The following is a 12,749-nucleotide window of genomic DNA, read 5'->3' as shown; positions in this document are numbered from 1 at the left end:
GTATAATTGGATCGCTATTTTACTAACAACAAGGCGAAAATAATGCCGCAGGCTATAGGATTTGGTGCCGCCGATGCTGCCATCCGCGTTTATGTGAAAAATCGCCCTCCTCTTGTTGAGTTTCAACAACTGCACACCGTGTTGCCTTTAGACAAAGAGGCCATAGAGAAGATCAATGCCGAAGCAGGCAACGGCTGGCGTAAGGTGTTTAATGTCTACGCCAAGTGGCTGTTTGCCTTGCACGGTGCGCAAGGGAGATTGGGGGAATTTCAAAGCTGGCAACAACTGCGGGATCAATTGCTGCTGCGCCAGCACAGCAATACGGCTTTGTTGTTCAGTACGCCCGAGTTTAATAGCCCTGCCCTGCATGTGATCGCCGGTCGCACCTATGCTCAGGAGCTGGCTACACAGCCCTCACTTGGTATAAATCTGATCTGGCTGGACAAAGAGTTTGCAGTGGATCAGGCAAACCGGGTTTTGGTCTGCCCTTATTTCGACTATCGCCAGCTTAGCAATGTAAAAATCGATAAGCTCTGCCAGTTGATCCGGGAGCTGGTTCCGGGTTACATCTAAATCAGGCTATTGGCAACGTATCGCATAGCCGGTAAAGCCCAGGGCCTTAAAGTAACACTGAGCAGTACCAAAGCCGGTCTGATCCAACAACTCAGCAAGGCGAATACGATCAAGCGGATAAAACTCATGTTCAAAGCTATGCCGGGTGCGCTTTACACCTATATCAGTCAGTCCCAATTGTTGGCAAACGACAAACTGAGCGTCTAGCTCGAAGGGCGTTTGCGGCTTCATTAAATCCGCCAACCACAGCCAGGCACTTGGCTTTAACCTTTGGCGTACGGCACTTAATAAGTCGGCCTTATCGCCATTGTCGGCGACAAAGTGCAGCACCAGCAAACACAAGGCCGCATCGAAGTTACCTTCGATTTCCGCCACACTACCACAATGGCACTGCACCCTGTCGCTGATCCCCGCCCGCTCGAAGCTCTTTTGCGCCAGGCTGAGCATATCGGCAGAAATATCCTGGACGACAAAACGCATCTTAGGTTTAGCCTTGGCTAGAGCCAGAATCTCAGAGCCGGTACCGACGCCGACCACAAGCACTTCAGCGTCCTCGCTAAGCGCCGCCTGGCACTGAGCCTGAGTCAACTGCTGTAATAGATCGTAGCCAGGCACCAAGCGATGAATTCGTTGGTCGTAGTGAGTGGCTTCGTCACCTAAAAAACTGGGCATAATGGTTCCTTAATTTGGCTCTTTTTAGCTTATAGCTCATTCACAGCGTATCTGCGAATATCCGCCTGGGCGTTTTACCACCTTGATTTGCGTGGCCACCCGCTCCGTGAGCTCAGCAACGTGGGAGATCACCCCCACCTTGCGCCCCTGCGCCTGCAGGTTGTCGAGCGCATCCATGGCAACGCTCAGGGTCTGAGCATCCAATGTGCCAAAGCCTTCATCAATAAACAAGGACTCTATTTTCACCTTGTTCGAAGATAAGGACGCGAGCCCCAGAGCCAGCGCCAGCGATACCAAAAAGGATTCGCCGCCGGAGAGAGTATTAACGCTGCGCTGCTCATCCGCCATATCCTGATCAATTATGGCAATATCCAGGGTATTAGGGATACGGGTAAGACGATAGCGTTTCGACAAGGAGTGCAGATGTTGGTTTGCATAGGCGAGCAAAATAGTCAGAGTCTGGCTTTGTACCAGATTACGCAAACGCTTACCCTGCGCATCACCCAGGGCGCTGTTAAGGGTGGCCCAGGTCTTCAGCTGGGCTTGTAACTGCTGCAGTTGCTCGGCCTGATCGGCCAGCTGGGCAAGATTCTGGCGGTGATTCTCAAGCTTGGCGGCGATCAGAGTCAGTGTTTGCTGAGTCTGCTCATAGTCATTATCAAGCGCCGCTTTGCGTGCCTCTATATCACTCTGTGCTTGCTCTGGACGCACTTGCTGATGCGCACTATGGCGCTGCTGCGTTTGTGTCAATTGCGCTTCAAGGCGCACCTGCTGTTGTTGCAACGTCTGCTGCTGAGCGAGCAGGGCATCAACCTCAGCACTATCGCGACTTAGTAAAACTCGGATCTGCTCGCGGCCAATTTCGTCTTCGGGAGCAAAATTGGCGCGGCACCAATGACTAAAGGCCATTTCCAGTTCGCTTAAGTCCTGCTGTAACTGAGAACAATTTTTTACCAAGTGCTCATATTCATTGCGTTCGCGCTCAAGCCTGCTTTGCGCCTGCTGCAATTCTTGCTGCGCCCCTTGCAGACCAGTAGCGCCTTGTTCGAGGGCCTGTTCAAGCTGAAGCAGTAATTGCTGGGGCTGCAATTGGGGAGCGAGCAGGGCATGACGACGAGTTAGTAAATTCCTGATCTCCTCGCCACTGTGTTGCTCTTGCCGCGTTAATTGCTGCAGTTGAGCGGTGCAGGCAGACAACTTGGTAAAAATCTGATCCAGCTCCAGTTTAGTATCACTAACCTGTTGTTCTAGTTGCGATATTTTAAGCTGTTCCTGATCATACTCTTGCAGCTGCAATTGCAACTGTGGCCAGCAGGAGGCGAGGTACGCTGGCTCATCACGCCACCAAGGCGCCTCGCAAAATACCGCTTTTAATTGCGCAATACTGTCCTGGCTGCGCTCCTGCTCAGCTTCAAGTTCATCACTAAGGCGTTGATACTGTAGCTGTAAGTGCTGGCTTTGCTGCTCACACAGGCGCTGTTGCTGCTGTTGTTGCTCGGCAAGCGTTCGCCCTTGCTGCAACGCAGATCGCAATTTTACTAACTCCTGTTCAAGTGCGGTGGCGCCCTGGTACTGATCATTCAAGCTTTGCAATTGGTCGCTAAAGTATCGCTCGGCCAACTTATCCAGCCCCTGCTCAGGGCAAAAGTGTGCCAACTGCGCACCTAACTGGTCTTGCTCTTGCTGGGCTTGAATAAGGCTTGCGGCTAGAGTGCTAAGCTCTTGCTCGGCTAATCGGGCCGAGGTTTGTAGCTCATGGCAGTGGGTTAAATACTGATCCACATTATCTTTAGCCAGCTTAAGCTGGGCGGCAAAGTCCGTCAGTAGGGCATCGAAGGGGCTGCTTTCGCCCGCTTCCACTGCAAAAGGATGGTCACAGGAGCCACACACCATGCAGGGTTCGCCGGCATTTAACTGAGTACGTAAAACACTGATCTTTTCACTGGCACGCAACTGCACCTGATTATAGGCCTGCTCAGCATTGGCTACCTCTTGCTGCAAGAGTGGCAGCTGGGTTTGACGCTCGTTCAACTGCTGCTGATACTGCGCCAATTGCCCTTGATTATGCGCTTGTTGCTGGCGCCACTGGGCAATTTTAAGCCCCAAGTCGTGCCAGCGACGATAATGCTGCAGACCCTGTTGCCACCTGCCTATATTTTGCTGCAATGCCCCAGGAGACTGGTGTTGTAGCTCTTGTTCCAGTTGCACAATGCGTTGCTCCTGGCCAAGGTTTTTTTCCTGAATGCGTGTGAGCGTCTCAGTAAGTTCCGCAATGCGAGTGTTAAGTTTCGTCAGCTCGGATTGATGCCCTTGTAACTGGGTATTTTTTTGTTCCCTGAGCTGTGAATGCAAGGTGATTGGCTGCCATAGATGCTGATAGTGAGAGCGATTTTTTACTAACTCCACAAGCCAGGGTTGAGCGCTCGCCTGCGTCAATTTTTGTTGTAACTGCGCCTGGCATTGCTCGACACTAAGTTGCAACTTGGCACCTTGTCCTTGTAGCTCATGCTGCTCGCGGTTTTGAGCGACTATTTGCTCTTGCTGCTGCGCTAATCCCTGGCGCAATTGCTGTACCTGAGCGTCCAGGGTAATGGCCTGCTGCAGCGCCGGCTTTTGCTCACTCAGGCGAGCCTGAGCCTGACTATAGATGGATGCGGCCTGTTGCTGTATCTGCTGCGCCTGCTCGCATTGAGCCTGAGCGTCTGAGCCTTGCAAAGCAACAATTCGCTGCTCATCTTGATGTAAGCGCTGTCTCAAGCGCTCGGTATTATTTATATTGTCGCTAATTTGTCGACAACGGGCGCTGAGCTCAGCCTGTTTAAAAGCACCTTGGGCTAGGTGTAACTCCTCGGTGGCCTGAGTCAGTTGCGTCTGCAAATTCTGCAGCTCGGCGGTGATGCTTTGTTCGTTGGCAAACCACTGCAATTGCATCTGGTAAGCACCGCTTTGTTGTTTAAGGCTTTGCTGGAGTGCATTCTGTTCTCGCTGCTGTTGCTGCAAAGCGGCAAGTTCCTCGTCGCTGAGCAAATGCACGGCATTCATATTGCTCTGGAACAAGGTTACTTCATTGAGTTTAGCCTTGTAGCCCTCAAAAACCCGCTGACCAACGAGGGAGTACTTTTGTGTGCCACTTAAGCGCTCTAACAGCGCCGCGCGCTCGTCGCCTTGTGCCCGTAAAAAGGCGGCAAATTCGTTTTGCGCCAGCATCACGGCGCGAGAAAACTGATCAAAATTAAGGCCGACTAAGCGCTCGATCAGCTTTTTTGTTTCCGACTTGGCATCGCTTACCAGCTGCTCACTGGGCAAGTGATAAAGCACATGGGTTGGTGTTTGCAGCCGCCCTTGGGCTTTTTTACGCGCGCGCGTTACCTGCCATAAGGCCCGATATTGCTGCCCGTCTATGGCATTAAAGTCGACCTTAACCCAGCCAACACCCGTACCGCGCCTAAGCAAATGCCGCGGGTCGTTCAGACGCACATTATCGCCATTGAAATCAACCTTCTGAGTATTCTCATTGCTAAGTCGCGCGGTTTTGTCGTACAGGGCCAGACACAGGGCATCAAGCAGGGTACTTTTACCTGCGCCTGTATCGCCGGTAATGGCAAACAAGCCGGTGTCACTCAGGGGGGCCTTGGTAAAGTCGATATCCGCATCCACTAAGGAAGCCAGATTATGAATTTGCAGGCGATTAATCTTCATGGTTTAGCTCCTGCTCAACGTCGGCAACCAGCTGGGAAAACAAGGTCTTAATTTCATCATTGAGATCCTGTTCACTCAGCTCGCTGTGCTCCTCAAGGGCAACGGATAGCAGATGATCCGCATCGAGTCGTTCAAGTTGCGAGAGATCCTGAAATTCCACTTCATCCTGCTTTGATTGCTGCTGCGTTCGTACCCTTTCTATGCCGCAAAACAGCAGGTTTTTCCCGGCAAGGGCTGCATCTATTTGCTCACGAAAATCCGTGCTCAGCTCTTTGCTCGATAGACGCACGCGGATATAACCTGGTTGTGCCTTATCACCGGGCAGGGCGCTCAGCTGCTGACACAGCTCTGTAAGCGGCACTACCTCACCCTCGGGAAGCAGATGCAGCTTTCTGAATGTCGGAATGTAAAGGGGGTTGACACTTTGCAGGGCACCATCGGTGACTTCAACCAACAGACATTGATGACGGTAATGACGCTCGCTAAAAGACATAGCGAAGGGCGTGCCACTGTAGCGAATACGTTCCTGACCATTTACCGTCTGCGCCTTATGCAGGTGACCAAGGGCAACATAGCTGGCCTCAGCCGGAAATACATCCGCGCCTATGGCATCTTCACCGCCAATCACCAGAGCGCGTTCGGAGTCTTCACTGACCGCAGCACCACGAGCATGCAAGTGGCCCATGGCAATCACATTGGTTTGGCCATCAAACTCGCTGTTGTCCAGCATACTGCTGTAGGCTTGCTGCACAGCTGTGCTGTAGCTTAGGCTGGCGCTGGGGATATCGCAGGCTCGCAAATAGGGAAGCGCTAAAATCAGGCACTGCTGATCGCCTTTGGTAATGTTAACCGTACTGAGTTCCGGCGCCTGATGCTGATAATGACCTATTACCTGGGTATCGAACTGGGCCAGTAAGGATTCAGCCGTGGTGATCCGCTTGGCGGAATCGTGGTTGCCGGCAATCACTACTATTTGCAGCTCAGGACAAGCGGATTTTGCCGCTTCGATAAACTGATAAAACTGCTTTTCGGCGCGACTAGGAGGCGTCGCTGTGTGGTAAATATCGCCGCTGATAAGCAGCACATCGATAGCCTGCTCACGCAGTTGCGTCAATAGCCAGGCTAAGAACGCTTGATGCTCATCAATGCGTTCATGTTCGTAGAAAAGCTGCCCAAGGTGCCAATCAGAGGTATGAAGTAAGCGCATGAAATAAAGTGATTAGACTTATAATGTCCTCACTATATCATGGAAAACTTGTTATCGCGGCGATTGCTTTATACCAATTCTGTTAAGTATGTGATCAGAGATGGCGCTGGATAAACGCCGTGAGCACGATATTTAGCCCGCTAGAATGGTTGGCTATTTATGTGAATTGGTATTAATGGGTAAATTGCCACCAGGTGATCACCAAAATCGGTATGGCAATGGCCAGAACCAGCATGGGAATACGTATGCTACGTTGGTATTTGCTTTGCAGATGACTTATCGCCGTGCGCTCGTCACAGGCAGCTACCTTATCTATATAAAAGTAGCCATTGTCCAGGTACTGCTTACAATGCTGTTCATCGGCGGGAATAGCAATTAACTCGTTTTTCTTTTTAAGGACATAAAAATCCATAGCACCACCACATACACTTTGCTATGTGCGAATCAAGTGAACATTCCATCGCTTTTTTATATCTCGCCTGGCATTATTTTGCTGGCCGAGGTCCATTTTTATTGTTCACGAATTAAAAAAGTGGGGGATTCTAAAATTAATTAAATACCAATTGCAACCTTTGCAGAAATTATTTTCTTAATTCACTGGCAACCCCCTTTACACTTTTTGTAACTCAATTAGGAATAAGGTAAATAGTTAAAAACTAACCATCTGTTTTATATGGTTTTATTATCGGTTACAGGATTTAGAAGGGAAGGGTTGGCAAGGATGAAAACCAAGGTCGCTATATAGAGCCGTTACTGCTACATTGCCTGTATCGGCTAAACATTTACCAGAAGTTAGTATTAGGGGAACTTTATGAGCAAATACCACAATGTGCCATTAAGAGGCGTTATTTTTGATATGGATGGCACCTTATTTAGCTCACAATTAGATTTTGCCCTTATTCGTAAGCAAATAAACTGCGCCCATGGCGAGGATATACTCGAATTTATCACCCGCCTGGATAGCGATGGTCAGCGCCACGCCGAGCAGGTAATACTCGACCATGAACTGGCAGACGCCGAACAAGCCGTGCTGCTACCCCAGGTCGCCCAGTCCCTTGCCAGCCTGCATAAGGCACAGATCCCCATGGCAATAGTCACACGAAACTCGGAGCAGGCCACGGGTATAAAGATGAGCCGAAATCCCATTCCCATAGATCTGGTACTGACCCGGGATGATGCCCCCGCTAAACCCAATCCCAGTGCTTTATTGCATATTGCCGAACGTTGGCAGATGCCGGTGCAGCACCTGCTTTACGTAGGCGACTATAAATACGATATTCAGGCCGCCCATAATGCCAATATGCGCGCTTGCTTGTACGCGCCGCACAGCATTCCCGACTATGCGGCCCAGGCGGATTATGTGATCCGTTGCTTTAGTGAATTACCCGCACTCGTTGAGTTATGTTAAATTGCGTGGTTTTTTAGGTTTTACCACTAGGCTATACTGCTTTTATAAAAACATGACACTAGCCCAATTTGCCTTGAGTTGTTAAAATCGTGCAAAGCATTAAATTCAAACTTGAGAGATTGAAAATGGGCAGAGCGTTTGAAGTTCGTAAAAACGCCATGGCGAAAACCGCTGCGGCAAAAACAAAAGTAAACTCAAAATACGGTAAAGAAATCTACGTCGTAGCAAAAAACGGCGGTGCTGACCCAGAGACCAACCTTTCTCTTCGTCGCTTGATGGATAAAGCGAAAAAAGATCAGGTACCAGCACACGTAATCGATAAAGCCATTGAAAAAGCCGCTGGCGGCGCTGGCGAAGACTATTCAACAGCTCGTTACGAAGGCTATGGCCCGGGTAACTGCATGGTTATCGTTGACTGTTTAACCGACAACCCGAACCGTACCATCAAGGACGTACGTCTTCCTTTTACCAAAACCGATTCAAAAATTGGCAGCCCGGGCTGTGTAGCACACATGTTCGATCACCTGGCGATCTTTGGTTTTGAAGGCGATGACGACGAAGCTGTGCTAGAAGCGCTGATGATGGCCGATGTAGACGTGACCGACATAGAAGTAGAAGACGGCAAGGTTTCAGTATTTGCGCCGCACACCGAATACTTTAAGGCGAAAACCGCACTTACCGAAGCATTCGATGGCATTAACTTTGAAATCGACGAGATCACCTTTGTGCCACAAACACATATCGAGATCACCGATGCAGACGATATCGCCAACTTTGAGAAGTTTATGAACATGCTTGAAGATTGCGACGACGTGCAAAACATCTATCACAATGCCATTGTGAACAACTAATAGCGTCCAACACGCAAAAAAGAAAAGCCGGATTTAAATCCGGCTTTTTTGTGTAAAGGGGGTTTACACTTCTTACGACTCTTCCTTAAACAGGCGACGATAATGATGCAATAGGGGCTCGGTGTAGCCGCTGGGTTGCTCACAGCCTTTAAACACCAGATCCAAGGCTGCCTGGAAGGCAAAGCTGGCATTGAGCGACTGCTCATCAGCGGCCATGGCAATATAGCTGGGGTCGCCGGCATTTTGCTCATCCACCACCTTGGCCATACGGGCCATGGTGTTGTGCACCTGCTCCTTGGAGCACACGCCGTGACGCAACCAGTTGGCAATATGCTGGCTGGAGATCCGCAGGGTCGCTCTGTCTTCCATCAAGCCGACGTTATTAATGTCCGGCACCTTAGAGCAGCCTATGCCTTGCTCGACCCAGCGCACTACATAACCAAGAATACCCTGAGCATTGTTGTCGAGCTCCAGTTGAATATCCTCCGGGCTCAATTGCTGGCCGTTGTCTATGGGCGGCGTCAACAAGGCCGCCAACGAATCCTCACCGAGTGGCGGCAGGGATTTTTGCACCGCAAATACATCGAGCTTATGATAGTGCAGAGCATGTAAGGTCGCCGCGGTAGGGGAGGGCACCCAGGCGGTATTGGCGCCGGATTGCACATGCGCCACCTTTTGCTCCATCATCAGGGCCATTTTATCTGGAATGGGCCACATGCCCTTACCAATTTGCGCCTTGCCGCTAAGGCCACATTCCAGGCCTATGCTGACGTTGCGCTTTTCATAAGCGTCAATCCAAGGCTGCTCTTTTATTTTCGCCTTAGGCAAGACGATGCCGCCTTCCATTGCGGTGTGAATTTCATCGCCGGTACGGTCTAGGAAGCCGGTATTGATAAACACCACGCGCTGTTTGGCACTGGCGATACAGGCTTTTAAGTTAACCGAGGTGCGGCGCTCTTCATCCATAATGCCCATTTTGATGCTGTATTGCTCAAGTCCAAGTAGACGCTCTACCTCGCTAAAAAGCTGCTCGGTAAAGGCCACTTCTTCCGGGCCATGCATCTTGGGCTTAACAATGTAGATGCTCTTGGTGCGCGAGTTCGCCAGCTTGCTACGACCGTAATACTCGGGCAGGGCACACAAACTGGTAAAGATGGCATCCATGATGCCTTCAAACACCTCATTGCCTTCACTATCGAGTATCGCCGGGTTGGTCATCAGATGACCGACATTACGAACAAACATCAGGCTGCGCCCGTGCAGGGTGAGTTGCGAGCCATCGAGCTTGGTAAATTGCTGATCCGGGTTCAATGTACGCTCAAGCTGCTCGCCGCCTTTGTTAAAGCTGCAGCTCAGCTGACCCATCATAAGACCAAACCAATTGCGATACACATTGGTTTTATCTTCACCGTCCACCGCCGCGACCGAATCCTCACAGTCCATAATGGTGGTCAGCGCCGCTTCCATAATAATGTCTTTAATACCCGCCTTATCATCACGACCAATGCGATGATGCGGGTCGATGGCAATAATAAAATGCAGGCCATGATGGCAGAACAGCAAGGCGGAAGGACGCTGTGGCTGGCCCTGGAAACCGAGCAACTGAGCCGGGTTTTGCAAGCTTACCTGCTGAGAATCTCCCAGGGTCACAACCAATTCACCATTGTTGATGGCGTATTCAGTACTTTCGATATGTGAGCCGCTGCTAAGGGGCAGGGCTTGGTCGAGGAATTGACGGGCATAAGCCATCACCTTAAAGCCACGCACCGGGTTATAGCCACCGCCTTGCTCGGCGCCTTCTTCCTCGGCGATCACATCGCTGCCGTATAGGGCATCGTATAAAGAGCCCCAGCGGGCATTGGCGGCATTGAGGGCGAAGCGAGCATTGCTCACCGGCACCACAAGTTGCGGGCCGGCCATGGTGGCAATTTCCGCATCGACGTTGGTGGTTTCTATGCTCACCGACTCTGGGCTATCAACCAGATAACCTATCTCGCGCAAAAACGCCGTATATTCATCAAGGTTATGCTCGGTATTGCCCTGATAGTAAGTGTCTATCTGCTGTTGCAGCGCCTCACGCTTGGCCAGCAAGGCTTTGTTGATGGGCGTAAGTCGCTTGATAATATCGGCAACACCGGCGAACAAGGTATCACCGTCTATATCGGTCTGGGGCAGTACCTCTTGAGTAATAAACTCATAGAGCGTGGCGTCAATAGACAGGCCGCTGTGCGAGATGCGCTGAGTCATGAGCAATTCCTTTAAACGAACAAGTGTTATTTCACTGTAAACGAAAATGTGTGAATGTGAACACAAAACCTATTCACTAAAAATATAGCGGTAATAACAACTATAAATTTAATAAATCTTTGAAAAACGGCCTAGGGTAAAAGTACAAGGCGACCACCTCATACACAGGGTGTTGCAAAACTTAACCATTACACGTTCAAAGGATACCGACTATGAAACAGTACAACGCACAGATAGACAGCCTGGCTACCCTATGCCAACAAAATGGTCAACGCTGGAACAGCATCAGCCCTGTTTATGCGGCGCGTATGCAGCTGCAAAACCGCTTTAAAACAGGTTTGGATATCGCCAAGTACACCGCCAAAATCATGCGTGAAGACATGGCCGCTTACGATGCCGATTCAAGCCAATATACTCAGTCTTTAGGTTGCTGGCATGGTTTCACGGCGCAGCAAATGATGATGGCGATTAAACGTCACCAAAAGACCACCAAGCGCAGTTATGTGTATCTGAGCGGCTGGATGGTAGCGGCGCTGCGCTCTGAGTTTGGTCCACTTCCGGACCAAAGTATGCATGAGAAAACCTCGGTTCCGGCACTGATTGAAGAGATCTACACCTTCTTAAAACAAGCGGATGCCCGTGAGCTGGATCACCTCTATAAAGCCCTGGATGCGGCGCAGCAAAGCGGTACGGACACTTCGGCCATCGAAGCGCAAATCGATAATTTTGAAACGCATGTGGTACCTATTATCGCCGATATCGACGCCGGTTTTGGTAACGAAGAAGCCACCTATTTGTTGGCCAAAAAGATGATTGAAGCGGGCGCCTGTGCCATTCAAATCGAAAACCAGGTATCCGATGCCAAGCAATGTGGTCACCAGGCCGGTAAGGTAACCGTACCGCACGAGGACTTCCTAGCGAAAATCAACGCCGTGCGTTATGCCTTCTTAGAGCTTGGCGTGGAAGACGGCATTATCGTGGCCCGTACCGACTCATTGGGTGCCAGCCTGACGCAGAAAATCCCAGTAAGCAAAGAGCCGGGCGACTTGGCCAGCCAGTACATCGACTTCCTTGATGCTCAACCTATCAGTGGCGCAGATGACCTGGAAGACAACGAAATGGCGATTAAACTGAACGGCCAACTATGCAAGCCGGTACGTTTGGACAATGGCCTCTACCAATTCCGCGCCGGCACAGAGAAAGACCGCGTGGTACTAGACTGTGTAACCAGCCTGCAGCATGGCGCCGACCTGCTGTGGATCGAAACCGAAAAGCCAAATGTGCAGCAAATTGCCGAACTGGTAAATCGAGTTCGCGAGCAGGTACCCAATGCCAAGCTGGTGTATAACAACTCGCCGTCATTCAACTGGACATTGAAGTTCCGTGAGCAGGTTTTCGCACAATGGCAGGCTGAAGGCCGTGATCTAAGCGCCTACCCAGATCCAACTGCGGATGCCAAGGTGTTGATGGATGCGAGCCTGGATAGCTCAGAGCTTGCGGTTGCTGCCGACGAACTTGTACGTAACTTCCAGCGCGATGGTGCCCGTGAAGCTGGTATCTTCCACCACCTGATCACCTTGCCGACTTACCATACGGCGGCACTAAGCACAGATATTCTTGCTGAAGGTTACTTCGGTGACTTGGGCATGCTGGCCTATGTACGCGACGTTCAACGTCAGGAAATCCGCCGCGAGCAGGCCTCGGTTAAGCACCAAGACCTGGCAGGCTCTAATATCGGTGATACCCATAAAGAGTACTTCTCCGGTGAAAATGCGCTTAAAGCGGGCGGTGAAGCCAATACCATGAATCAGTTCTAACCACTGTGTGTTGCAAGCAAAAGGGCCGAATGGCCCTTTTTTATTGAGATCAGCTTTTAACCAGGTCGAGCAATGCCCAAAGCAAAGGGGCGCTACAGAAGCTGATTGGCCCTGCAAATGAGCATAAAGCAAAATTTTACCAAGTGTCTTGATATAACTTTTAGGAACAAACCAAGATTTTACTAACTTCTCAGGGGATCCCGGAACATTTTTTTACTAACCTGGTTTTTTACTAAAGCAATCCTGGTGGCATTAAAAAAGGCCGTACTAATGAC

Annotated in this window: 9 protein-coding genes; 4 read left to right on the top strand and 5 right to left on the bottom strand. The window is 50.4% G+C overall.

Annotated features, from left to right (window positions below; translation table 11 throughout):
* Window positions 1-42 precede the first annotated feature (42 nt).
* On the top strand, window positions 43-573 hold the full coding sequence (locus tag C2M35_RS11505) for a DUF6942 family protein (RefSeq protein WP_105265394.1): 531 nt from the start codon (window positions 43-45) through the stop codon (window positions 571-573).
* A gap of 6 nt (window positions 574-579) precedes the next feature.
* Here the strand turns inward: C2M35_RS11505 and C2M35_RS11500 are convergent, their stop codons facing one another.
* From C2M35_RS11500 to C2M35_RS11485, 4 genes are all read right to left on the bottom strand, one after another.
* Window positions 580-1,245: a class I SAM-dependent methyltransferase gene (locus C2M35_RS11500; RefSeq protein ID WP_105265393.1), complete on the bottom strand. Its 666-nt coding sequence runs from the start codon at window positions 1,243-1,245 to the stop codon at window positions 580-582.
* A gap of 36 nt (window positions 1,246-1,281) precedes the next feature.
* Window positions 1,282-4,944 (bottom strand): AAA family ATPase, encoded by a 3,663-nt coding sequence (locus C2M35_RS11495; protein WP_105265392.1) that lies wholly within the window; start codon window positions 4,942-4,944, stop codon window positions 1,282-1,284.
* Complete coding sequence (locus C2M35_RS11490; RefSeq protein ID WP_105265391.1) at window positions 4,934-6,151, bottom strand: exonuclease SbcCD subunit D C-terminal domain-containing protein; 1,218 nt, start codon at window positions 6,149-6,151, stop codon at window positions 4,934-4,936. Before C2M35_RS11490 ends, C2M35_RS11495 begins: the two co-directional genes overlap by 11 nt.
* Window positions 6,152-6,323: 172 nt before the next feature.
* On the bottom strand, window positions 6,324-6,563 hold the full coding sequence (locus tag C2M35_RS11485) for a hypothetical protein (RefSeq protein WP_105201323.1): 240 nt from the start codon (window positions 6,561-6,563) through the stop codon (window positions 6,324-6,326).
* 399 nt (window positions 6,564-6,962) lie between these two features.
* Here C2M35_RS11485 and C2M35_RS11480 point away from each other — a divergent pair, with 399 nt between their 5' ends.
* Together C2M35_RS11480 and C2M35_RS11475 are read left to right on the top strand one after the other, a co-directional pair.
* On the top strand, window positions 6,963-7,559 hold the full coding sequence (locus tag C2M35_RS11480) for an HAD family hydrolase (protein WP_105201324.1): 597 nt from the start codon (window positions 6,963-6,965) through the stop codon (window positions 7,557-7,559).
* 125 nt (window positions 7,560-7,684) lie between these two features.
* On the top strand, window positions 7,685-8,410 hold the full coding sequence (locus tag C2M35_RS11475) for a YebC/PmpR family DNA-binding transcriptional regulator (protein ID WP_105265390.1): 726 nt from the start codon (window positions 7,685-7,687) through the stop codon (window positions 8,408-8,410).
* 72 nt (window positions 8,411-8,482) lie between these two features.
* On the opposite strand, the gene C2M35_RS11470 is transcribed toward C2M35_RS11475, so the two are convergent.
* Complete coding sequence (locus C2M35_RS11470; RefSeq protein ID WP_105265389.1) at window positions 8,483-10,657, bottom strand: malate synthase G; 2,175 nt, start codon at window positions 10,655-10,657, stop codon at window positions 8,483-8,485.
* A gap of 212 nt (window positions 10,658-10,869) precedes the next feature.
* Here C2M35_RS11470 and C2M35_RS11465 point away from each other — a divergent pair, with 212 nt between their 5' ends.
* A complete protein-coding gene (locus tag C2M35_RS11465) occupies window positions 10,870-12,474 on the top strand; it encodes an isocitrate lyase (protein ID WP_105265388.1) in 1,605 nt (534 codons plus the stop codon).
* Window positions 12,475-12,749 lie beyond the last annotated feature (275 nt).

Source organism: Pseudoalteromonas sp. T1lg76 (genome assembly GCF_002964725.1).
GTDB lineage: Bacteria > Pseudomonadota > Gammaproteobacteria > Enterobacterales > Alteromonadaceae > Pseudoalteromonas.
The sequence above is the reverse complement of the archived record's forward strand: the minus strand, read 5'-3'. Positions and strand labels throughout refer to the sequence as shown.

Bases quoted from the DNA above. Each gene is read 5' to 3' on its own strand.
- C2M35_RS11505 (WP_105265394.1), top strand. From the start codon at position 43: ATGCCGCAGGCTATAGGATTTGGTGCCGCCGATGCTGCCATCCGCGTT.
- C2M35_RS11485 (WP_105201323.1), bottom strand. From the start codon at position 6,563: ATGGATTTTTATGTCCTTAAAAAGAAAAACGAGTTAATTGCTATTCCC.
- C2M35_RS11500 (WP_105265393.1), bottom strand. From the start codon at position 1,245: ATGCCCAGTTTTTTAGGTGACGAAGCCACTCACTACGACCAACGAATT.
- C2M35_RS11495 (WP_105265392.1), bottom strand. From the start codon at position 4,944: ATGAAGATTAATCGCCTGCAAATTCATAATCTGGCTTCCTTAGTGGAT.
- C2M35_RS11470 (WP_105265389.1), bottom strand. From the start codon at position 10,657: ATGACTCAGCGCATCTCGCACAGCGGCCTGTCTATTGACGCCACGCTC.
- C2M35_RS11465 (WP_105265388.1), top strand. From the start codon at position 10,870: ATGAAACAGTACAACGCACAGATAGACAGCCTGGCTACCCTATGCCAA.
- C2M35_RS11475 (WP_105265390.1), top strand. From the start codon at position 7,685: ATGGGCAGAGCGTTTGAAGTTCGTAAAAACGCCATGGCGAAAACCGCT.
- C2M35_RS11490 (WP_105265391.1), bottom strand. From the start codon at position 6,151: ATGCGCTTACTTCATACCTCTGATTGGCACCTTGGGCAGCTTTTCTAC.
- C2M35_RS11480 (WP_105201324.1), top strand. From the start codon at position 6,963: ATGAGCAAATACCACAATGTGCCATTAAGAGGCGTTATTTTTGATATG.